The organism is Vibrio sp. IB15 (assembly GCF_016406055.1).
In the GTDB taxonomy this organism is placed as follows: Bacteria; Pseudomonadota; Gammaproteobacteria; order Enterobacterales; family Vibrionaceae; genus Vibrio; species Vibrio chagasii.
In genome coordinates this window covers 53,266-76,405 of the sequence record NZ_JAEFCE010000009.1, presented here as the reverse complement: position 1 = coordinate 76,405, position 23,140 = coordinate 53,266, and the positions used below count along the sequence as shown (strand labels likewise).

At 41.9% G+C, this 23,140-nt stretch carries 16 protein-coding genes and 1 pseudogene; 8 read left to right on the top strand and 9 right to left on the bottom strand.

Annotation, left to right across the window (positions count from 1 at the left end):
- Window positions 1-123 precede the first annotated feature (123 nt).
- Both JC606_RS05150 and JC606_RS05145 read left to right on the top strand, forming a co-directional pair.
- Window positions 124-618: a hypothetical protein gene (locus JC606_RS05150; protein ID WP_008218112.1), complete on the top strand. Its 495-nt coding sequence runs from the start codon at window positions 124-126 to the stop codon at window positions 616-618.
- Between the two features lie 12 nt (window positions 619-630).
- Window positions 631-2,259: an ABC transporter ATP-binding protein gene (locus JC606_RS05145; protein ID WP_198778156.1), complete on the top strand. Its 1,629-nt coding sequence runs from the start codon at window positions 631-633 to the stop codon at window positions 2,257-2,259.
- A gap of 389 nt (window positions 2,260-2,648) precedes the next feature.
- Here JC606_RS05145 and JC606_RS05140 read toward each other — a convergent pair whose 3' ends face one another.
- Window positions 2,649-3,188, bottom strand: coding sequence for a redoxin domain-containing protein (locus JC606_RS05140; protein ID WP_137407133.1), 540 nt, complete (start codon window positions 3,186-3,188; stop codon window positions 2,649-2,651).
- Between the two features lie 10 nt (window positions 3,189-3,198).
- A complete protein-coding gene (locus JC606_RS05135) occupies window positions 3,199-3,951 on the bottom strand; it encodes a hypothetical protein (RefSeq protein ID WP_137407132.1) in 753 nt (250 codons plus the stop codon).
- Window positions 3,952-4,043: 92 nt separating this feature from the next.
- On the opposite strand from JC606_RS05135, the gene JC606_RS05130 reads away from it, so the two are divergent.
- From JC606_RS05130 to JC606_RS23640, 5 genes and pseudogenes are all read left to right on the top strand, one after another.
- Window positions 4,044-4,616: a MarR family winged helix-turn-helix transcriptional regulator gene (locus JC606_RS05130; RefSeq protein ID WP_137407131.1), complete on the top strand. Its 573-nt coding sequence runs from the start codon at window positions 4,044-4,046 to the stop codon at window positions 4,614-4,616.
- 754 nt (window positions 4,617-5,370) lie between these two features.
- Entirely contained in the window at window positions 5,371-6,582 is a 1,212-nt protein-coding gene (locus JC606_RS05125) for an alpha-xenorhabdolysin family binary toxin subunit A (RefSeq protein ID WP_137407130.1), read from the top strand.
- Window positions 6,583-6,595: 13 nt separating this feature from the next.
- Entirely contained in the window at window positions 6,596-7,867 is a 1,272-nt protein-coding gene (locus tag JC606_RS05120) for an alpha-xenorhabdolysin family binary toxin subunit A (RefSeq protein ID WP_137407129.1), read from the top strand.
- A gap of 67 nt (window positions 7,868-7,934) precedes the next feature.
- Window positions 7,935-10,340 carry a hypothetical protein gene (locus JC606_RS05115; protein WP_198778155.1) on the top strand — a complete coding sequence of 802 codons (2,406 nt, stop codon included), beginning with the start codon at window positions 7,935-7,937 and terminating at the stop codon, window positions 10,338-10,340.
- A gap of 331 nt (window positions 10,341-10,671) precedes the next feature.
- Window positions 10,672-10,868 (top strand): annotated as a pseudogene (locus JC606_RS23640) (hypothetical protein); the annotation flags it as partial.
- 67 nt (window positions 10,869-10,935) lie between these two features.
- Here the strand turns inward: JC606_RS23640 and JC606_RS05110 are convergent.
- Together JC606_RS05110 and JC606_RS05105 are read right to left on the bottom strand one after the other, a co-directional pair.
- Entirely contained in the window at window positions 10,936-11,949 is a 1,014-nt protein-coding gene (locus tag JC606_RS05110; RefSeq protein WP_198778154.1) for a LacI family DNA-binding transcriptional regulator, read from the bottom strand.
- 97 nt (window positions 11,950-12,046) lie between these two features.
- Complete coding sequence (locus JC606_RS05105) at window positions 12,047-15,121, bottom strand: GH116 family glycosyl hydrolase (protein WP_198778153.1); 3,075 nt, start codon at window positions 15,119-15,121, stop codon at window positions 12,047-12,049.
- Window positions 15,122-15,184: 63 nt separating this feature from the next.
- On the opposite strand from JC606_RS05105, the gene JC606_RS05100 reads away from it, so the two are divergent.
- On the top strand, window positions 15,185-16,132 hold the full coding sequence (locus JC606_RS05100) for an aldose 1-epimerase (RefSeq protein WP_198778152.1): 948 nt from the start codon (window positions 15,185-15,187) through the stop codon (window positions 16,130-16,132).
- Window positions 16,133-16,254: 122 nt separating this feature from the next.
- On the opposite strand, the gene JC606_RS05095 is transcribed toward JC606_RS05100, so the two are convergent.
- From JC606_RS05095 to JC606_RS05075, 5 genes are all read right to left on the bottom strand, one after another.
- Entirely contained in the window at window positions 16,255-18,669 is a 2,415-nt protein-coding gene (locus JC606_RS05095) for a GH36-type glycosyl hydrolase domain-containing protein (RefSeq protein WP_137407123.1), read from the bottom strand.
- Window positions 18,670-18,777: 108 nt separating this feature from the next.
- Window positions 18,778-19,869: an ABC transporter ATP-binding protein gene (locus JC606_RS05090; RefSeq protein ID WP_198778151.1), complete on the bottom strand. Its 1,092-nt coding sequence runs from the start codon at window positions 19,867-19,869 to the stop codon at window positions 18,778-18,780.
- Window positions 19,869-21,218, bottom strand: a complete 1,350-nt coding sequence (locus tag JC606_RS05085; RefSeq protein ID WP_198778150.1) for a GH1 family beta-glucosidase — start codon at window positions 21,216-21,218, stop codon at window positions 19,869-19,871. The genes JC606_RS05090 and JC606_RS05085 overlap by 1 nt, the downstream gene beginning before the upstream one ends.
- Window positions 21,219-21,235: 17 nt before the next feature.
- Window positions 21,236-22,084: a carbohydrate ABC transporter permease gene (locus JC606_RS05080; protein WP_017061568.1), complete on the bottom strand. Its 849-nt coding sequence runs from the start codon at window positions 22,082-22,084 to the stop codon at window positions 21,236-21,238.
- 46 nt (window positions 22,085-22,130) lie between these two features.
- The gene (locus JC606_RS05075) at window positions 22,131-23,117 is read right to left on the bottom strand and encodes a carbohydrate ABC transporter permease (RefSeq protein WP_105023945.1); all 987 of its coding nucleotides are present in this window, start codon (window positions 23,115-23,117) and stop codon (window positions 22,131-22,133) included.
- Window positions 23,118-23,140: the final 23 nt, after the last annotated feature.

The following is a 23,140-nucleotide window of genomic DNA, read 5'->3' as shown; positions in this document are numbered from 1 at the left end:
TAATGCAATTTTACGAATAACAAGCTATTTAATTCACCAAACCTAACATCTGAATGATTTTAATTTGCAATTGATAATAAATATCATTAACATTTTAAAATATTATAAATCGAGGATGTGGATATGGAAATTGAACGATGCTGGATGCACTACCTAAAAGCTGAACAGTTAATGGAGCAAGGTCACTGGCCAGAAGCACAGCGTCTTTATGGTGATGTTCTCAATTCTCTTCCTCACCACATTCAAGATGCGGCATACCAAAGCGATATCAAGCCTTGCCAATTTGCCTGTCTACTTGCGGGACTCAGAGATGCAAGCGTGGCTCAATCTGAGATTCTCAACCGTTTAGGGCAACACCAACAAGCCTTTGATACATTGAATCAGTCTTATGCGTTAATGCAATTTATCTCTCTTGAGAGCACAGAGCTGATTCAACGCACCCACGGGTTACTGGAAAAGCAGAGTGAAGATCTACTTAACCACTTAATCGCATTTTGTAGCGCGCAACGCAGTTCGCATTGGATGCTCGAACTAGAACAAATTCAACGTGCTCATCACCATTTTGGGCAACTTAAAACAACGTCAGAAGTTCAATCTTCACCAAACGTCTTAAATTGATAAGGATATATCATGTCGGACCGGGCTCTTCTTAAAGTCAATAACCTCTCCGTTAGCTTCAAAACCAACGATGGAATCGTTGATGCGGTGAAAAAGGTTAACTTTACCCTTAAATCTAGCGAAACCTTGGCCATTGTTGGGGAATCAGGTTCTGGTAAATCTGTCTCTTCTAACGCACTGATGCGTCTACTGCCAGACAACGCCATTATTGATCCGCAGTCTCAAATTGAGTTTGAAGGCGAGTCTGTTCTCGAAAAATCAGAGCGTGAAATGCAGTCGATTCGTGGCGACAGAATCGGCATGATCTTTCAAGAGCCGATGACATCTTTGAACCCATACCTGCGCGTCGGTATTCAAGTGGCAGAAGCCATTATGTGTCATCGTAAAGTGTCGAAGTCTCAAGCCAAACAGCGTGTGATAGAGCTGTTTAATCTTGTGCACTTGCCAATGCCAGAAAAGTCATACACCAAGTACCCTCACGAATTTTCGGGTGGTCAACTGCAGCGCATCATGATTGCAATGGCACTGATTAATGAACCGGATATTCTGATTGCTGACGAACCGACGACAGCACTCGACGTAACGGTTCAAGCTGAAGTGCTTTCTCTTATCAAAGAGATTCAAGGCAAGATGGGAATGGCAATTTTGTTCATCACTCATGATTTAGGTGTGGTGAAACACTTCGCCGACCGCGTGCTAGTGATGTGTAAAGGTGAACTCGTAGAAGAAGGGATGACTCAATCTCTGTTCGATAGTCCTAAACATGACTACACACGAATGCTCATTAACTCGATACCTAAAGGGGCGAAAGATCCGGTAAGCGCCACAGCGCCAGAGCTTCTGTCTGCTGAAGATATTCGCGTTAAGTTCTTGGTGAAACCGCACTTCATTAAGTCAAAAAACCAGTACTTTCAAGCGGTGAAAGGCATCTCATTGAACCTAAAACAAGGTGAAACCCTCGGTATTGTTGGCGAGTCTGGTTCTGGTAAATCAACACTTGGACGTGCGTTGATCGGCTTATTACCAAGCTCAGGTCGTATTGTTTATAAAGGGCAGGACGTCAGCTTACTCAACGACAAACAGCGCCATAGCCTGAAAAAAGATGTACAGATGGTGTTCCAAGACCCTTATGGTTCCTTGTCACCACGTATGACGGTTGGCGAAATCATCACCGAAGGCTTAACGGTGCATCAACCGCACTTGTCAAAACAAGAACGTTTAGAAAGAGCTCGTAAAGCGCTGATTGAAGTTCGTCTAGAGCCGAACTCAATCAACCGCTACCCGCATGAGTTCTCTGGTGGACAAAGACAACGTATTGCGATTGCTCGTGCATTGATTCTTGAGCCATCTTTCATTTTGCTGGATGAACCGACTTCAGCACTCGATCGCTCAGTACAGCTGACCGTGATTGACCTGCTCAAAGACATCCAAACTAAACACAATATTGGCTTCCTGTTCATTAGCCATGACCTTTCGGTAGTGAAGGCACTTTCAGATCGTGTACTTGTGATGCAGAAGGGTGAAGTGATGGAAGAAGGCTCAGCTGAAGAGATTTTTAATGCGCCGAAAAACGACTACACCAAGAAACTCATCGCAGCGTCATTCGATTTAGAAAATAATTCGGAAAAAAATGCCGCTTAAAGGGAACTAATCAAGATTAACAGCGTCTTATAAGTACATTCTGAAAAAGCATCTAATGGATTGCACTCTAGAATGGATATAGCAAAACTGGTTTGGCCGCCAAAAGAGAAATGTCGCATGGATGCGACATTTTTCGTTTCTGACATATAAAGAAAATCAGTTTAGTGGTTGATAACGATGGTCACGTACATTTACTTGTATTAACAGTCTTTTCAGACTTTCAATTGAGTACAACCTCACTCCACCTACTGTAATCAATATCCAACCGAATCGTTAAAGTGGCTTCCTTATTTCAAATAGCGAGCCTTAACTAAAACAATCTTTATTGACTAGTCGATCGCATTATACGAACACGAATCCATTATCCAAATGCATGCCCGCAATGGCGTTCAACTTACTGAACATTTTCCACTACTCGACCTTAAATCATTGACGGTACAATTAAAGCTATCATCATTTGAAGTTACTTCCCCCAACAAGAATGACACCATTTTACTCAGCATCATGTCATCAATGGTGCCATGATGAGTAAATCGAATATGGCCCATTTTATCAATTAGAACCAATCCAGGAGTCCCCCCTAATCCATATTCGCCCATTGTAATAGGTATTGATCCGCCTGAAGGAGCATCAATTGCGATTGGAAAATCTAGACGGTATTCATGTACAAATGCTTTAAGTGAGTTAAGCTGCATAGCTTCATGGTGTTCGAAAACCGTATGTAGCCCTATGACCTCTAGCGCTTCATCCTTGAAGAAATGTGCTAACTTGGCAGCTTGTGGCAATCCATGACTTACACAACCAGGACAGAGCATCTGAAATGTGTGTAAGGCAATGACTTTACCTCTCAACTCACTAAGAAGCAAAGGAGTATCTGTATTTAACCAGCTCGATACTTTGAGCTCTGGGGCCTTTGACCATTGATTCATGTTAACCCTCCTACTGGTTCGTTTTACCCGGCAGTGATAGATCACCGGATGCAACATCAAAAACATCAACCACACAAAGCAAAGGTGAATGTGCACTAGCATTGACTCTCAGACCAGACGTAACTCCGTCAAATTGTGCCAAATTCAGCGCCTCTACATTGTCAAACCGAAAACTTACATTAACCGAATTTTCTTTGAAGTTGGGTTTATAATCAGGGCTATCAATCAAAATCGGTAAACCTGGCCAAGTTTTGGGTAAATTAGGCTTGGCTCCTTCAGGAATATTTACCACACCAAGTGCACCAACTCCGCACTGCTCATTAGGCTCTAAAACCACCCAGTGACTATGCCAGACATCACCATCATTCGCTTTATTACCATCACCATTCTCGTCATACAATGGCGTATCATCAAAATCTGGATGAGACGTCACAGCTAGCGCGAGTATTCCTGCATTATCGTCGAAACCAACCAGACTACTGTTGAGAGTTGTCGGCCAAACGTAAGAGAACACGTTACTACCTGCAAGTTTGCCTGTTGCCGTAGGCTTAACCTCTCCAGCTCGCTCAGAGACTGCCATATGAAAAGTCGCGATATTCCCTTTCGTCGTGACTTTGGTGTGAATGATGTCAAATGGTGCCAATATGCCAGAACTCACCTGAGAATTAATACCACCTGTGTGATTTGCGTGTGCGAACACCTGACCAGAGCTTGCCACTACCGATACTGCCAATATAGATAAACCTAGTTTAGAAGTTTTCATTTTCTTGCCTTTTAGTTTCGAGTCGACACCAAATAGCATAATCGTATAGAATCCCGCTTGTCAACATTGTTTTTAGTCGATACTATTAATTCATGAATACAGAAATTTTATATCACTTACTCGATAGAGTCGGTAATCTGCTTAGAAATGAAGTGCGGGCCGATTTAACGCCTTATGGCCTTCAGCCTATCCATTTTGAAGCATTGTACTACTTATCAATTTGCAATCGATTTTCTGACACACCAAAAGCCGTAACTGAATACTTGGGTTTAACAAAAGGCACGGTTTCCCAAAGTCTTAAAGTACTGGAAGCCAAAGGCTACTTAATAAAACAACCTGACGTAACAGATAAGAGGGTGACGCATTTAGTCGTATCGCAACAGGGCAGGAAGCTAATAAAAACCGTGTTCCCACCACCGTTGATGAAACGGGCAATAAATACGAATAAAAAGGAAAATACAGGCGTCGATGGCGCAGAATTACAACAGCAATTGCAACTTTTACTGCGTTCAATTCAGAATGAAAACCGTCTACACACCTTTGGTGTATGTGCCACATGTCAACATAATCAACCTTTATCTAAAGGCACCCATCTATGCGGCTTAACTCAATTGCCTCTATCAGATGAAGATATAAAATTGATTTGTATTGAACATCTTGAATAACAACAATATTTTTCCTCTAATGCCAAGGCTCTGTTGCCCCAACCTTGGTAAACTACACATAGCCACAATCAAATACATTACTCATTAAATGTAGTTCTTTCATCTTTTGGAACGATGAGGAGGAGATTAATGTGTGGACGCAAGTATACAGATTAATCATGGGACAGCGTGATAGATGAGACCTCAATGATACTCAAAGCGTTGGACAAGCTTACTAGGTTAAATATGACTAAAACTGTTCGTATTGACTAAGAACGATACGAATAGCTCTATCTGTAAATTTAATTACACGACAAAGTTTCCAAATCAGAAAAACTACTCCTGCCACATCATGTCGTTAGCCCCCACTCTATGACGTTCACAAAATCATATGAAAAAAGAAAGGTTAACAAAGCAAGCGATAACCCACAAAAATTGACAACACTATCAATTAATTGATTAAAAATCTTTAGCCACTAATCAAATTCAAACATTAAAACATATAGATTACGAATATTAGCACCTATTAATACCTCTGCTGATTTTAAATTATTATTTGTATGTGAAAGCTTATTTAAAATAATAATCAATAAATAAAGAAATCATATAACAAGTACTACGTTATATAAAAAACAAAAAAGCATAAACGCCTATCAATAGAAAAAATATATAATTAATTTTTATTAAAAGGATATTCTTGCATTGATTTTAATTTTATAAATAAAGGGGATTTGTATATATTAATAAAAAAAGCATTAAAGAATTAGAGAGAATTATGGAAAGACGATTTATTTTAAAAGGAATTACAGCCTCAATATTTTGCTCAACTTTACCTATGGAAGCATTATCTAAAGGCTTAAAAAATGGTGTTGATATTTATAAGGAAAATTCAGATGTAGATAGGTTTGCTGGAAAAGGGGTGTTTGTTGATGAATATGGAAAGTTCATATTGACTGATCATCACTGGCTACAGATACAGATGTATATCACACATGCTCTTTCACTGCCAACAACAGAAAAAGAGTTTACAACAGAGTTTTCTATACCTGAACACATAGATGTTTCTGGTTTTGATTGGTTAATGAGCTGCTACCAAGAACTCAAGCAATCCGCAGAGAAATGGAATAACAAAACATTCCGTAGTTTATTAGACAACATTCAAGCAATGTCTGGATGGTGTAGTTTCTCTGGAGGAATAATGGAATTTATTTATTGGTCGATAGAAAATCTTCAATATGCTGCAGATATAGGAAATTCAACGCTATTCGAAAATACAAAAGGGCCATTAGTGATGCTTCTCAGAGAGCAACTCAAATTCGCTATACCTCGTGCAGAAGAAGCTGAAAAATTAGCCAGGGAAATGATTGATTTTCAAACATTATTAATAGACCAACAGAGAGACTTAGAAACTTTAGAATCTAGGTATGGAGACTTAATTGGGAATTATGATGAAAACTCAATAAAAGAAGATATAGAGGATCTTAAAAAGGAAATAGATGCTTTAAATAAAGAATATGCGAGGCTTGTAACCATCGCTGCAACAACTCCAACATATGCCTGGGTACCTTTCTGGGGCTGGTTCATTGCGCCTGCTGTCGCAGGAGTTTACGGGTCGCAAGCCGCAGAAGTTAATCGCCAACGAGAAGAAAAAATACAAGAACTAAATGAGCTGGAAATCTCATTAGATCATGGGTTAAAAATCTTCAGGTCATGGCAACTAGCCAGACAGAGTATCCAATCAACCGATATGTTAATCGGACCAGCAACCAATAGCTTAGGCCATCTAATTGGGCAGTGGCAAGCCTTTGTCAGCTCTATGGAGCTAGTGATATCAACAATTGAAGAACTCGACTGTGATTTAAAAGATCCCACTGTGGGATATATCTTAGCTGAATACACAGCGGATTCACTTGGTGATAACTGGCTGGCATTGAGTGAGAAATGCCAAGAATTTATAAACAGCGTAACAATAAGAACATACCACTAAAAGGAAACTTAATATGAGATTTAAGAAAAAGATACTTTTAACAACCATTGCGATTGCAGCACTACAAAGTACTTCTGTATTTTCAGCACAAAACACAATGAACACCTATAAGTCACAAAATTATTCGGGGCAGACCCAATCATTTCAAATTGCCAATGAAGGTCTATTATTGGGGGACCCGACAGTATTTGAAGAAAACGGCGACTTCATACTTTCAACTGACGAATGGTCAGACATTCAATTTTTTGCACAAACGGCATATAGCTTACCTCATACAGAACAAGACATGAAATGGGAGTTTGAGCTAGGTGACTTACCGTTTGTTGGAGTATATCCTCAGCTATTAAGTAACTATCAAGATATACATAATATCTCGATCGAATGGCTAGGAACTAATGGTTATCGAGATCAAATGGTTAGACTGGCACATGACCTTAAAAACTATTCCTTACAAGTTAACTCTAAATCTAATGCTTTATCAAGTCTTGCAGAGTTAATGTATGATGCCGCCTTATATGATGATCAAGAAAAGTTTGATAGATATAAATCTGCATTTAAAAAACAACTCATAAAAATGAGTAATGAAACTCATGAATTTAATGATAAAGCTGGTTTACTTAATGAAAAATTAGGTGAATTCGTATTAACTTTAACAGAGTCCGAAACTAAGCTAGATCGATTAGAAGATGCTTATCAAGATGAACTTGGCAATAACGGAGATATTCTAAAATCTGAAATTGAACGCTTAATACTGGAAAAAGATGCTCTCAATGCAAAGTATGTAAAATGGAAAACCGTTTCTTGGACGACTCTTACATATGCGTGGATTCCACCTTGGGGTACGATTGCTGCAATTACCTGTGCTGCAAAATGTTCAGCAGAAGCAATCGCGTTTAAGGCTGAATTAGAAGCTAAAAAACAAGAGCTTGAAGAAAAACAGCAAGAACTTGATACTCAGTTAAAAGTGTACACCTCTTGGACACTTGCGACAGGTAATATGCATAATATTGAATCCTCTATGGGGGCTGCTCGCCAATCACTTGAAAAATTACAAGGTGGCTGGGCCGATATTACCAATACTTTAGATACGACGATACAAGCTATTGATGGTATTGACACTGACGATGTACTGAATGATCCAGATAACTGGACTGCAGCTTGGAATACGCAGACTGAAGTCGAAGCTGTTCAGGCACTGTGGGCTGAAGTTGGTAATGTCGCTAATAAATGGGCTGCAAATGCATTTATAAGTGAAGCACCAACTAAAAAAATCAATTTTAACTAAATAGCAGTTTGATAATTTTAATAAGCAAACTTAAGTTTGCTTATTTTAAGTTTATATTGAGAAAAAAATGTATAAAAAAACAATTTTAGCTTTAAGTATCATTTTAGCTTCCAATAGTTCGAGTGCGACTCCTTTTACAGACTATTACAATCTCACTGAAGATGAGTTGTACCCATCCTCTTATAAGGATATAGAACAAACAACATCCTACAAGGATGGTGTTATTCAAGGAATGCTTATTAACTCTGATTTATTAATTGAACTTTTAAGATCTAATAAGAATGCTAGAAACATTATTATTATTGCTGACACAATAAATATTGATTCTCCTGTTGTCTCGGACATATCAAATCAGTCAGTTTTAATCTTAGCTAGGAAGATAACTGGTGAACACTCAGTAAACTTATCAGCTTCTGAAGATTCAAGGGCTATGGTTAATGTTATATCAAATGAAATTGATACTAGAATTTCTATTAATACGTTAAATTCTTTTAACCAAGTACACCTAGAAAATGGCCGTCACTACAGATATGTAAAACAAAAAAACCAATCCCCTACGGATTATAATGATGAAAACTTAAACATCAACAGCTATTTAACATCTTCTAACAACAATCCTCAATTTATATTTGATCAAGCATTTGACATGAGTGTCTCTATTTACGATCAAGTACCTAATTTGAGTTTAGATATGTTATCTTGGTACTCAGATATTTTAGGTAAATCGCAATCTTTACTGGATAAAGATATTAACCTAGCAGGATTATACAATTCTATTCAAGCTATAAAAATATTTTTAGAAATGAACAATAATTCAAGTAATTATGTTCCAAAATTAAAAATGAATGTCTATTCTGATTCTTATCAGATAATCCTTGATTCAATGTCTTCATTTCAAGATGAATATAACCAGTTCGAAGATCATACATTAGATATCGAGACTCGAAAAGATGCAGCTCAACTAATGCTGGGTCATCTACAAAGTGCTTTAGAAGCGCAACAGGGAATAATAGATAACCAAAACAAAAAAATCGACAGCTACCAGAAAGTTATAGAAGAACGAAGTGAAGAATTTAAAAAACAAGAGTCTATTGTTGAGGTTCTAGAAAAAGACTTTCAAAAAGGCATACTTGAGTACCAAGCTAATTTTGTCATTGAAACCATGTTTAACTGTTTATCTATCCTAGCTGACCTAGGTCAAGCATTTATTGGAGCATTTACAGGTAATGTTGGTGGCGTTGCTGACTCTGCTGATCAAATAGCAAGTGATGTTAAAGAAACTGTTTTTGATGTTAAAAATTTAAAGAAGCTAGCTGAAAATATAGGTCATATCAAAAAATTAAGTGATAATATTACTGCTATTCTAAAAATGGTCAAAGAGCAGAAGTTTGGGGCTGATCTTCGTGAGCAGATGAATGATATCAATTTAGCCATTCCTGAACTAGAATCCTCTGCACTGAATTGGACACTCACTCAGCAAGATATTTCAGAAATGCTTGGAGCTGCCGAAGCGCTATCAATAAGAGGAGCTAAGGCTTATCGAGCATCTCTTGATCGATTAATGACTTGGGGCTCTGCTGTGACTGGTACTCAGTTAGCATTAATTCAAATGTCTGCTAGGGTTGTAGAGTTAGAGCTCGAAAAAACAGCTATTCTAGAAGATCTAGAACGTGTTGAAGCTTTAATTGAAAAAATAGAAGATGATGAGTCTAACATGTTAGAAGTTCAAAAGTACCTATTCAGGAGCTATAACTTTTTCAAAAGACCATTGTACACAACTCAATTAAATTATAACGCGGCCCTAAAATACAATACATTTAAAAATAGCTCCGTTGTTCCTAAGTTGAATTCCACATACGAGGAATATAATAAAAACTTGGTAACAATGAACCAAGATCTAATAGATCATCTAAGTAGCCTTAACTCTTATCCTCAAAATTATGAGTATACATTCCCATTAGAAAACGAAGATGTTGTCAAAAGCTTAAAAGAAAGTGGTGAGTTTACTATTAGTATTAATAACAATAAATATGTTAGCTTTCAAAGAAATCCATTTGAATATAATATTTCCAGTTTTGCTGGTGGCACATTGAAGGATAGAGATAGAATCAGAGTTAACAAAATTGGTATTCAACTAGTAGGTAATGACTTGCCCGATGGCTATTATAAGTTCCAGGTGAGCCATACTGGTCAATTCCAAGATACATACTTAGGGACTAGCTACACCTTCAACACTAGCCCACAGTATAAGTTTTATTCCTATAAAAGTGTGGGATCACACAACACTATAGTAGAAGATGGCGCCATTGATGAATACTTCGGTCCTTATTATTTTAAACCGACATTGTTATCTAATTGGACATTCAAGCTAAAAGATTTTGAAAGTCATGATCTAAGTAAGCTTCAAGACGTGAAGCTCTCTCTGAGCTTAAACTCAATATCTACACCTTGGAGGAGCTCAAACTTATTCTGATTTAGAAAATTTTTATTAAACTCCTAACATACCAAGCTAGCTACTGTAGATTATTGAAAATCAGGTAGTTAGCTTGTATGAAATGGGAAGGTTTCAGTGATTTAAATCGTTGACAACTCTCTCACATAACTCCATCAAGCACACCTAATCAAGTTCCAGCCCTAAGATTCATTTGGAAAATTGCATAAAACAACATTCTAATTTCTTCTTATTGCTCTTATATTCAATCTTCGAATTGACCGCTTAACGAGCCGAGATCTACGTTGTCATGACATTAACTGGTACAAAGAAAATCAAATCGGTGCGAAATAAGAAGCACAAGGGAGAAAAGATGAAGACAAACACATCTCACCAGCAAGTAATCAACGCCAAAGCTTGTCAGCAGCTTCAGTTGATACTAGCCCAAAAATAGAAACGGAACGTATTGTCACGCAAGAGGTCAAGCGATTGGCTGGTAGCATCGACGCGAGTTTTTATCACTTGGTGCAGAAAATAGTTATGAGGCTTAAAAACTTAGCAGTCGTCGTACGACTCAATAACGGCAGTGTCGACTACGAGTACTTCAGGGCGTAACACCTTGGTGATCATCTTAAAATTAACGATACAAAGACTTGGTCGACTCTCTTACGATTAAATCTATCGGTGGTAGTCGTGCTTCATGCCTCTTACCTGAAAGTAAGTTCAAAATCGATTGGGCACACACCTCTCCAATCTCTTCAATTGGCTGTCTCAAAGTCGTCAATGCTGGCGTGAAATACTTCGACGTTGGCAAGTCATCAAAGCCAATCACAGAAACATCTTCTGGCACTTTATAACCGTGATCGTGTAGCGCCTTAATCGCCCCGTAAGCGGTTTGGTCATTGGCTGCGAACAGAGCGGAAAAGTGAACCTTAGATTCAATCAATTCAACGGTTTTCTCATAGCCAGACTCGCTACTGAAATCGCCCTGTTTGACGAGTTTTGGCATCACTTTAATGCCCGCCTCTTGAAGGGCTTTCTTGTAACCTTCAAAGCGACTTCCCGCATCCGGTTGGCTTGAAAGCCCTTTGATATGAGCAATATTCACATGCCCCTGTTGGAGCAAGTGGAGGGTTGCTATGTAACCACCCAACACATTATCAATGTTAATTGAGCGAACATTATCTGCAACCATGTCATAGCCCACCGCAACCACCGGAATGTCTTGCGCATACTTCGCGATGTCTTCTTTGGTAATGCTGCCTGTCACGATGATCATGCCATCGACATTGCTCTTAGCCAGATACTCTAAAGCGTGTATCTCGAGCTTTTTTTGCCAATGCCCGGTTGCTATCACTAACGAATAGCCTTGAGCTATCAGGGTTTTCTCCATGTCGTTGAGGATACGACTGGTATAAGGGCTATCAGGATGTTGCACCAATACGCCTATCGTTAATGAACGGCGATTGATGTTCTCCTGCATCTGAAAATTGGGCTTGTAGCCGGTGTCTTTGATCGCCTGCTCGATGTTCTGGCTTTTATCATCCGACACATAGGTTGTTCGATTAAGAAAACGAGAAACCGTGCTTGGGGAAACACCTGCGAGCCTCGCTACATCGTATACGGTGGTTTTTTTAGTTTTAGTGCGCATCTCGATACCCTAATCCAGTGACATTTGGGGAGCCCCAGAGCTCCCCACCTATTTCAACGTGCATACCACTGCTTTTGTTGAAACTCGTGTCATTAAGTTAATACATGTAGGCGAAAATCATCCCCGGTCTGAAATAACGACCTGCGGTATATTTCAACCCAGTGCTCAACAGCCATTTGTGAAGAACCATAGCTTGCTCCGCTGAAATTTCACCTTGAACCATATTGACAAATTTATCACTGTCTTTCATCAAGCTAGGATTAACCCGACCGTCAGACAGCACACAGTTTTGCAATTTAAGTGCATTAATCCACTTTTTCGCATCACTTTGTGACAATTTAAAAGACTCTGAAAGATCTTTCTCATCAAATGAGACAGAACAGTTGAACCCTTCTGGTGCGGCAAATGGAATTTTTGAATAGTCATACAGCGCGGTATACACAGTATCCATCAATGTTTCCGCTTGCTGCGACTTACCCGCTAAACTCAACGCTGTCGCGACACTAAACTGCACGCCGATCCACACGTCTTGCGCCTGAAAAGCCTCATGTGGTGAACCATCGGCGAGCGTCATGTTCGCTACCCCAAGTTTAGGGCTGTTAATCTCGAAGTTATGTTTATAAACATAGTCCAATGCACGCTGAATGCGCTGTTGTGGGAAAATACCCTCTAGGCCAATCAGTTTGAGATAGCTGTCGGCAAGCAGTGCATCACCAAAGCTATTGTCTGAATCGGGTACTAGCTGTAGATACTCTTGAGTAAAGGCTTGAGGCGCTGTCTCACTCAACAAGCGTTTCTTAGAGATACGTTGAGCTACCTTACCGATGTTTATTGAAGTATCGGTTTGGTTTAGATAGTCGTTAAGCATATTCTTATCGGCAATCGCATCCCCCGTTAAAGTCAGCCCGAGAGTTTCCAGAGCTTGATAGCCTTCGCCCTTTAGATGCTTGGCTTGGACTGGCGTCACGAAGAAGTGGTAATAACCCTCTTTCTCATCCCACAAGCTCTGCTCAACTGTTGCTAATGCCTTTTTCGAACGTTTTAGGTAACCCGCACTTAGATCGTTTTCGCCCATCAATTGTGCCAACTCACTCGCGGCTTGAAGGCCGGCAACCCAAAGGCTCGCACAGTAAATAGAGATACCGTGAGACGCAAGGTTATCAAAGGTGTCGTCAGTACCTCGGGTTAGCGGTAAATCGTCACCTTCAGCAATCAAGTTCGATAAGAAGTCAATGCTCTCAGTCACAGCCTGCCAGCACTCTTTAACCACTGATATATCTTGTGTGTTTTGGTAGTGACGGTACACCATCAGAATGTATTTCGGTGCTAAGTCCTTCCATTCCTTAACATTATGCCAGCTATACGCATCTGGCTGAATGTCGAACGGGCTCCCCAAATCGTGGATGACTGCACCTCGAATCGCGCGCACACCTTGGTACTTTTCATCAATCAATTCAGCATTCGGTGTTGCTTCATATTCCCAGTAACGGCGCTGAGTAAAGTCTTCAGCCAAAATCGCTTTTGAGAACTCTTTCATCACGCAGCCATCAAGTTCAGGTAGCAAATAGAGCAATGAAAATGAGCCGTAGAAATACACATCCAGTGAATTAAAGAATGGGTAATCAACACACTCTTTCACCAGGAATTTATCTTCTTTATCCCATACTGTTGATTCAGAAAGGAATGATAGTGAATTCATCGCCATCGTCGCATAGCGCAGCGCTGATTCAGGCTGTGATATTTTGCTTTGAGCTTGCTCTAGGAAAGCGGTCTGTTGCTCAATAATCTTCTGCTCAATCACCTCAAGCTTTGGCAAAACATCTTGTAACATCGGTAAGGCAGGATTTGCTTGTGGGTAGAATTGCGTGTAAGCCTTATCTGAGTGCCAGCCATTGAGCATAACTTTACTGTGTGCCATCACCTGTGCGAAACGCAGGTCAACGGATTCACCCGGCTCCAACTCAACCTGAACCACGACCAATGCACTCAAAGCTTCGCGCCCAGTGTAGATGCCAGTTTGGAATTCTGTATTAGTACGGCCTGTTTTCAGTGCGAACTCGGTTTGCTGGGCCACTTTCGAAGTATAAAGCGTTGGCTTAACAGACACCGATACCTTACCAGATTTAGTCAAACGGTTTTCGGCTTGAACACCAAACACCACCTCACCCTCAATGTCACTTTGATAAGGGGACTGACTAGTGAGCTGAACACCAGTAAAACTGTGGCTTTCATCATTGACCTCCACCGCTTTATGCTGCTGAGCAATCGGGTTTTGAGATAAGGTACACGCCGAATCTTGAATCCCATCACGACCTTTTCGGTAGGTTGAACCAATCAAGTTTTGTAGAGGTTGGGCAAGCGTAATCACGCGTGTTTGCTGTGATTCATTAGTAATCTGGAAGTGGTTCCAGTGCATAGGCATAGAGCAGAGGCGCTTATCCTCTTTAACGATCGGCGAGACTACCTTTCGCTTTATATTAATACCATCAAAACTATTATATTGATATTCAGCTAATGGATATAAAGCCTTATATTCGATATCGCTGCCATTAACACTTTCTATATCACTATTATTTCCCGAAGTTAGTGATAGCTGTCTCGTTGTATCATTTATTAACAAACCATTAAAGAAATCTAAGGCTACATATAATTGACAATCAATCGACGATGAATCTGATTCTATTAATAATTGAGTCTTATTAGAAAATTCGACATTCCACTTTATAAACTTATCTTTATTTTCTTTATAGAAATTACCATTTTCTAATGCGGCACGAATGAGGTTAATCGCATTCGAAATGTTTTCTTTATCTATCTTCTTTCCATCGAATAGCGCTGGGTAAAAATTCAGATGAACACTAAGCTCTTGCTCGTTAACAACCTGAAGCGCTTCAATGGTCGGCACATCCATCACTGACGCATAAAAATCATTAAAATTAATAACTTGCTCTGAACAGTCGACAAATATTCCTGGAATAAAGCTGAAGTTTGGCGTGTTACCATTTGGCGTCAATGTAAAAGTATTACCGATACCACCGATCGCCATACCTGTATTTTCTGGTGTCGTAGAAATTGGCGTGTACCAAGGTTGAATAAATTCAACTGCGTCGCCCTTTTTACACAAGTGTTCTGAATTTCCTGAATAGCTTGAATATGGAATTTTATTATTCATGTTAAAACCGCCATTGAATATTTTTTCTTCTTGTTAATATCTTTCAAAAATGGAGACATCAACATGTTTAAAATTATAAATGAAAAATTTGGAAATATTGACTCTGTCACATTAATAAATCAGCAGCATGGTATAGAACTTCAAATAATCAATGGGTTTGGTGCTGTTATAAATAAATACATTGTAAATAACAGTCCATTCTCTTTTATTTTTGGCTATCAGAATTATGATGAACTGATCAACCAGCATCCGTTCTTTTCCCGCAGTGCTAAATTATTTCCTTTTCCAAACCGTTTAAACTTAGGTCGCTACAGTTTCGACAACCAAAACCATCAACTCCCAGCTAACTTCCCTTGGTCTGATCACGCCGTACATGGCTTGCTCTACAACCAACCTTTTTCAATCAAAAACAGCGCAGCCAATGAAAAATCAGCCAGTGTGACACTGCAATATCAGACATCATCTTTGCACCCTGCTTTCCCGTTCGCTTTTAACCTTGAAGTCACCTTCACTATCGACACAACGGGTAAGCTCTCTTGCTCAACAACTGTCTCTAATTGTGGTGATTTCGCCTTCCCATTCGGTGATGCTTGGCACCCTTATTTCTCGCTCGGCAATGACCTAGAACAGTGTGAATTGACTATGTCGCCTTGCGCTGAGGTCGTACATGAGAACGACCTACCCAATGGTGAAAAACAGACTTTTGACCGTTTGTCTTTGGATGACTCCCTGACCAGTCAAAGCCTAAACCACTGCTTTGAATTTGATTCTAAGACAACCAACCAACTGACTTTGACACGTTCAGATTCATCAGCCGCAATTCATTATCAACAAGATGCGAGCTACCCATTTGTTCAGCTATACACTCCGACAAGTGAGCAAAGTATTGCAATAGAGCCCATGACTTGCCCTGCCGATGCATTCAATAACCAGATTGGCTTATTAACGCTTAGTCCGAACCAGTCTCAAACCTTCACTTGGCAATGCCAAGCTACCTATCAACCACAATAAGGCGACCAAAGTAACCGCTGAATGCGAAATCAGCCCCCAGAGAACGCATTGCTAACGAAACAACGACAACGGATAACCAAACGAAAGAGCAATAAAGGGCGCATAAAGCGCCCTTCTCTTTGTTAACCTAAAACCACTTCTACCGTGTGCTCACCCGATGTAAATACCGGTGCTTTGTTGCCTGAAATCAGGTCACCATTGACCTTCATCTCAACCACGCCCTTACATACGTTATTCGGGTTCGTGACATGAATATGATACGTCGCCCCACGGAACTGACGACGAACTTTGAACTCTGGCCACTCTGCCGGAATACAAGGGTCCACCAGCAAGCCATCAATTTCAGGTCGAACACCTAGAATCCACTGCGTACCTGCCACGTATGTCCAAGATGAAGTACCAGACAGCCATGCATTACGACCTAGGCCGAACTGTTTATGTTCGTCGCCCAAGATGTTTTGTGGGTAGCAGTATGGCTCCGATTCGAAAGTATCAATATCGTCGTTCTTAGAAGCCGGATTAATTTGACGGTAGTACTCATAAGCACGCTCGCCGTTGCCCATTTTCGCTTCCGCGATCATCACCCATGGGTTTGAATGCAGGAAGATACCGCCGTTCTCTTTCGCACCCGGTGGATATGTGGAAACGCCACCAAGTTGTGCATCAAAGCCGTTGTAACCAGGAGTTGAAAGCTTGATACCATTGGTCGTGTTCAGCTTGTTGTAAACCGAATCTAGCGCTTGTGTTGCACGTTCTTGTGTCGCGAAACCAGAAATCACAGGCCAGCTTTGACCGTTGGTGTAGATCTGCCCTTGCTCGTTCTTATGAGAACCAATTGGCAAGCCTTGCTCATCAAAGTAACGAACAAACCATTCGCCATCCCAGCCGCACTCATTCACAGTGCTCTGCATCTGTTGATACTGCTCTTTGAACTGAGCAGTCAGTTGTTCCTCACCACGCAACTCACAAAGGTCCAGCATATCAAGCAGGGCTTTACCGTACATGTTAGCGACCATCATAGACTCTGCACCTGTTGGCAGGTTCACCGTGTCATTCCAGTCTGCAAAACCTAATAACGGTAGGCCGTGCTCACCCGTATTGGTGTAGGTAAACTCGATCGCGCGGCACAAGTGATCCCAAACGGTGCCTGTTTCCACAGGGTTGCCCGCTTTGTCTTTTTGATAGAACGGAATCACTTTGTTCAAGAAATCAGCATTGCCTGTCTCTTTCACATATTGAGTGACTGCGTAGATGATCCACAGATGATCGTCGCCGTAGTAATCCGGGCGATCTTCCTCTTCACGTGAGTCACCAGCGTTCGCTTCCATGGTTGATGGGAAGAACTGGTGCATCGCAGAACCATTGATGTTTTGCACTGATAGTAAGCGCTCAATGAACTCACGCGCCTCTTCTGGCATATGAGTAATAACGCCCAATGTATCTTGTGAAGAATCACGGAAACCGATGCCGCGTGCGCCATAGCCAAGCTGATATAGAGACAGGTAACGAGACCAGTTTTTGGTCGTGTGGCATTGACGTGGGTTGTGTACGTTAAGCATCGAGTTCATAGCTGGATCTGGCGTTTCAACCTGAACCGCTTGTAGGTAAGAATCCCAGTGCTCAGCCAGTTCAGCGAATGCCGAATCAACGACTTGGTGGTCACGGTATTTAGCCAGTAAAGGTTGCGCTGCATCTAGGCTCTGTTCTTGCGAAATTTGTACAACCGTACGTTCAGTCTGCTCTGGAGATAACCAACCTAAACGCAGGTTCAGCGCACCGATGTTGTCACCACGCAGACACTCGGTATTACCAAGCTCGTCGTTTTCTAACGCTTGTGGTGCAGCCCATGTACCGTAACCAAACTGACCAAGGAATGATTGGCGATCACCGTCAAAAGACGTCGCAGGGCGATCCGCTGTCATCAGGTTTACTGCATAGTCACGCTTCATGAATGCATACTGCTCAAGCACGGTGTGACCCGACTCTTGCTGGTGTGCTTTCAGTGTCATGGTTTGTGGAACCCAATCCGCATTCAATAGTTGCTTAAGTGCATCGAAGTGAGTGAATTCGTATACAGGCACAACATCAACGTGCAGCGCTTTGTCTGAAATGTTGGTGACTTTGATGTCTTGTAGTAGAACTTGGTCTGATTTTGGTGCGAAGAAGGTCGCTTCACAACGCACACCAAACGCTTCTGCCATGATGGTGGTGTAAGACAAACCCGTGTGGTTTTCAAACTTATCAAGCGGCTTCAGAGTCGGAGTGTAGAAAGGCGAGAAAATTTCTACGTTGCCCCCCTCATCACGCACCTTGAGGTACATGGTCGAACCTTTGAAATCTGAGTTTGGCAGCTGAGCGATGTACTTGGTAATACGGTTCAGTGCCGGGTCGCCCTTACACAACAACACGCCACCGTTGCTATCAACAATGCCACCGAAATCTAATGTGCCTACATAATTACACCATTTGATTGGTGTGCACGGCGTGGTTGCTACGTATTCTTTGTTTTTATCGTCAAAATATCCGAATTTCATCATCACTATCCCTAGCCCCTCCCAAATCAGGAGGAGCCAAAACAATTTGTCGTAAGTAGGTTGGTATCAGCTCGTTGGCTGACTTAAGTTGACCGGCTAGCTCGTAATTGACTAGCTCGCTAGCGAGTTCTCGCTCAATGCGTCAAACAGGTGGAAAGCATCCAAATCTAAGTAAAGTGTCAGTTCCTTCACATCCACTTCAGCAGCTTGAGTCTCAACCATCAGCGGTTGGCCGCCGATTTCTGTTTTCAGAAGAATGCTCGCACCCAGCAGTTCCTTGTCTTTGATTTTCACAGGGAATGGCAGCACACGGTCGTGGTCAACTTGCTCAGCACGCAGGTGGATGTCTGTTGGACGAACACCAAAGTGAAGCGCTAGGTTTTTAGACGCCAGAGACTTAAAACGCTCCGGCAGTGGAATATGAACATCACCAAGTTCAACGAAGTATTCACCTTCTTTTTCAATCAGCTTAGCTTCCAACATATTCATTGACGGGTTACCAATGAATTGCGCGACAAACTTGTTAGCTGGGCGCTGGAACACCTCTGTTGGCGTACCTACTTGTGCCACATAACCGTCTTTTAGGATCACAATGCGATCCGCCAGTGTCATCGCTTCGATTTGATCGTGAGTTACGTAGATGGTGGTGGTTTTAAGCTCACGATGTAGGTGTTTGATCTCTTCACGCATCACGCCACGCAGTTTTGCATCTAGGTTAGATAGCGGCTCATCAAACAAGAACACTTTCGGCGTACGTACCATCGCGCGGCCCATTGCTACACGCTGACGCTGACCACCAGAAAGATCTTTTGGCTTACGGTTTAGTAACGGGTCAAGCTCTAGCATTTTTGCAGCTTTGCGTACTTCTACATCAATCTCTGCCTTTGGCATGCCCTTCAGTTTCAGAGCGAAAGCGATGTTCTCGTAAACCGTCATGTGTGGGTACAGTGCGTAGCTTTGGAATACCATTGCTAAGTCACGGTCTTTGGCGTCGACCTTGTTCATCACTTTGCCACCAACCACGATATCGCCAGAGCTAATGCTTTCTAGGCCAGCAAGCATGCGAAGTGTGGTCGACTTACCACAGCCAGATGGGCCAAGGAAAACCACGAATTCACCGTCTTCAACCGTAAAATCAAACTCTTTAACCACTTCAACATCACCGAATGATTTCTTGATGTTTTTGAATTCTACTTTAGCCATTATCTGTTCTCCTCAGCGCGCTCTTGAAGCATGTTTCGGTACGCAATTGCGCTCTGTTTCAGTGTTCTTTCTTGGGTGGTGTAATCAACATGGACGATGCCAAAGCGTTGGCAGTAGCCGAATGCCCACTCAAAGTTATCCATTAGACTCCACGCAAAGTAGCCATCAACTTTCACACCTGCTTCAACTGCGTTGTGAACCGCTTCGATGTGGCCTTGGAAGTAACGAACACGTTGGTCATCCATCACTTGTCCGTTAACACGCTCGTCGTTACCTGCGGCGCCATTCTCAGTAATGTAGATAGGCGGCATGTTTTCGTAGCGAGCGTCTAGTCTTACCAATAAATCGGTTAAACCTTGTGGGTTGATTTCCCAGCCGATGTAAGTGTGTTCAGCGTCAGTCTGTTTTACTGATTCAATGTCGCCATTCTCATTGAAGCGAGCGACATTGCGCGTGTAGTAGTTGATACCGATGTAATCAACCGGTGCGCTGATGATGTCTAGATCGCCTTCTAAAATCATCGGCATGTTCATCGCTTGACGGTCGACTACTGACTGTGGGTATTCACCTTTCAATACAGGGTCGATGAACCAGTGGTAGTTCTCTGCTTCACAGTAGTCTGCAGCGCCTTGGTCTTGCGGTGTCAGTGGGTAAGCCGGAGTCGCGTTAAATACCACACCATGCTTAGCATGAGGCGCGTTCTTACGAAGAATCGGCATCGCCAAACCATGGCCTAGCATTAAATGGTGAGAAGCTAAGAAGCCTTCTTTTTCACCCTTGATGCCCGGTGCATGCTCGCCCCAACGGTAGCCTAAGAACGCAGATACAAACGGTTCGTTCAATGTGGTGTAAACATCAATTTTATTGCCAAAGTAGTTACTCACCACTTCTGCATATTCTGCAAACTTGTAAGACGTTTCACGGTTTAACCAACCGCCTTTGTCTTCAAGGTATTGCGGTAGATCCCAGTGATAAAGTGTCACGAACACCTTCATTCCACGAGCATGACATTCATCGATGATCTGCTCGTAAAACTCTAGACCTTGCTGATTCACTACACCGTCTTGCGGCAAGATACGTGGCCATGCAATTGACAGGCGGTAAGCATCAACACCTAAGCCTTGAATCATCTCGATATCTTGTTGCCACAAGTGGTAGTGGTCGCACGCCACATCACCACTGTCGCCGTTATCTACCTTACCTGGTGTCTTACAAAACGTGTCCCAGATAGACGGTGTACGACCGCCCTCTTCAACGCCGCCTTCAATTTGGTATGAAGATGTCGCGACACCGAATACAAATTCCTTACTGCGTAACTTTGAATCACTTGGAAGTTGAAATTTATTCATTGTTATAACCCTTAAACCTAACCTTTAACTGCGCCGGACGTTAAACCACTGATCATCTGTTTCGATGCGAACAGGTATGTAATCACGAGTGGTAAAATAGAAATTGTGGTACCTAGCATTACCGCGCCCCATGGCGTATTCGGAATACCTTGAACACTTCGTAGTGCTTGTGTGATGACGTAATTGTCAGGGTTGTTCAGCACCACAAGAGGCTGCATAAACATGTTCCAGAAGAAGACAAACTGCACGATAGCGAGTGTTGCTAATGCTGGTTTCATCAGTGGCAATACCACACTCCAGTACGTTCTGAACTCACCTGCGCCATCTAACTTCGCCGCTTCTAATAGCTCTTTAGGAATCGATGCAATCACGTGCTGACGCATCAAGAAGATACCAAATGGCGTGGTTGTGAACGGTAGCCATACCGCCATGTGGTTATCCAACAAGCCTAAGAATTTCACGATCATGAAGTAAGGGATCAAGCTAAGCACTGGCGGAATTGCCATTGAGCCAACCAGCATGCCGAACAACACGTTCTTACCGCGGAACTTAAACACAGCAAACGCGTAACCACCCATGCTACAAAACAGAAGCGAGATGGTTGTGCCTAAGAAAGCCACGTAAATCGAGTTAAACATCGCTTTCCAAAACGGCATGATTTCCAGCAGTTTTGCGTAGTTCACCATTAGGCTATCGCCAATAGCAAAGCTGATGCCCGAGCCGAAGATCTCCGAACGGTCACGTGTTGAAAGCAGTGCAGACCACACAAATGGGAACACCGTAATGATTGCGGAAACAATCAGTAATATGCCGAGCATGACCATCAAGATCTTAGTCATGATGTACATGGTGCGTTCGCTTGGCATTAGGCCACTTAGTGGTGAGGTATTTGTCTTAATTGATGTCGACATCTTAATGTTCCCCTAAGCCTTTCTTACCGAAGAATAAAAATTGAACCAAAGTACAAGACGCGATCAGTGCAAACAGAAGCCATGAAATTGCTGATGCTGTGCCCATTTCTAACCATTCCCAACCCACTTTGTAGAGGTACATAGAGATAGTTAAACCAGATTGACCCGTACCACCTGTACCACGCGTTAGAACGAACGGTTCTTCAAACATTTGCAGGTTACCGATAATGGTCATGGTGATTGCAAAAAAGATGAATGGACGAATCATTGGTAGTGAGATGTTCCAGAAGCGGCGGAAGGCATTCGCACCATCCATACGTGCAGCTTCTAAAATGTCTTTAGGAATCGTCATTAAACCTGTGGTGTAAAGGACGATGTTAAAACCGGTGTATTTCCAGAAAACCATGATCGCGATAGACGGCTTCACCATAGTGGCATCATCTAACCAGCGGATTGGTTGAAAATCGTTAACCCAAGCAAACGCCCAACCAAACAGCGTGCTATCGGCCAATGCCATTAGCGTTTGGTTGATAATTCCTGAGTTAGGAGAATACATATTGAAGAAAATCAGTGACGCTGCGACCGTTGATGTGATGAACGGTAGAAAGTACGCCGATGTTAGCCAGTGACGCATACGATCACCCATTGAAACCAACATGTAAGCCACTGGAATAGCGACTAAGTGCTGAGCAACACCCGATGTGATTGCTAGCCATAATGTGTTCTTTAATGAACGCCATAGCCATGGGTCAGTCAAGGCAATGTGATAGTTCTCAAAACCAACGAACTCCATTGCATCCATGCCCTGTACTGGGTTCCATTCGTGGAACGACAGGTAAACAGAGAACAACAGCGGGAAGATCCCAAATACAGAAAAAATGATCAGAAACGGCAGAAGGAATCCATACGGTGTAAGCGCTTTCAAATTCAGACGAGAAAAAAGGCTTTGCTCCGAAGGTTCTATCGTTGTGCTCGCTGTATGATTCATAGTAACGACCTCTTAAAAAAGGA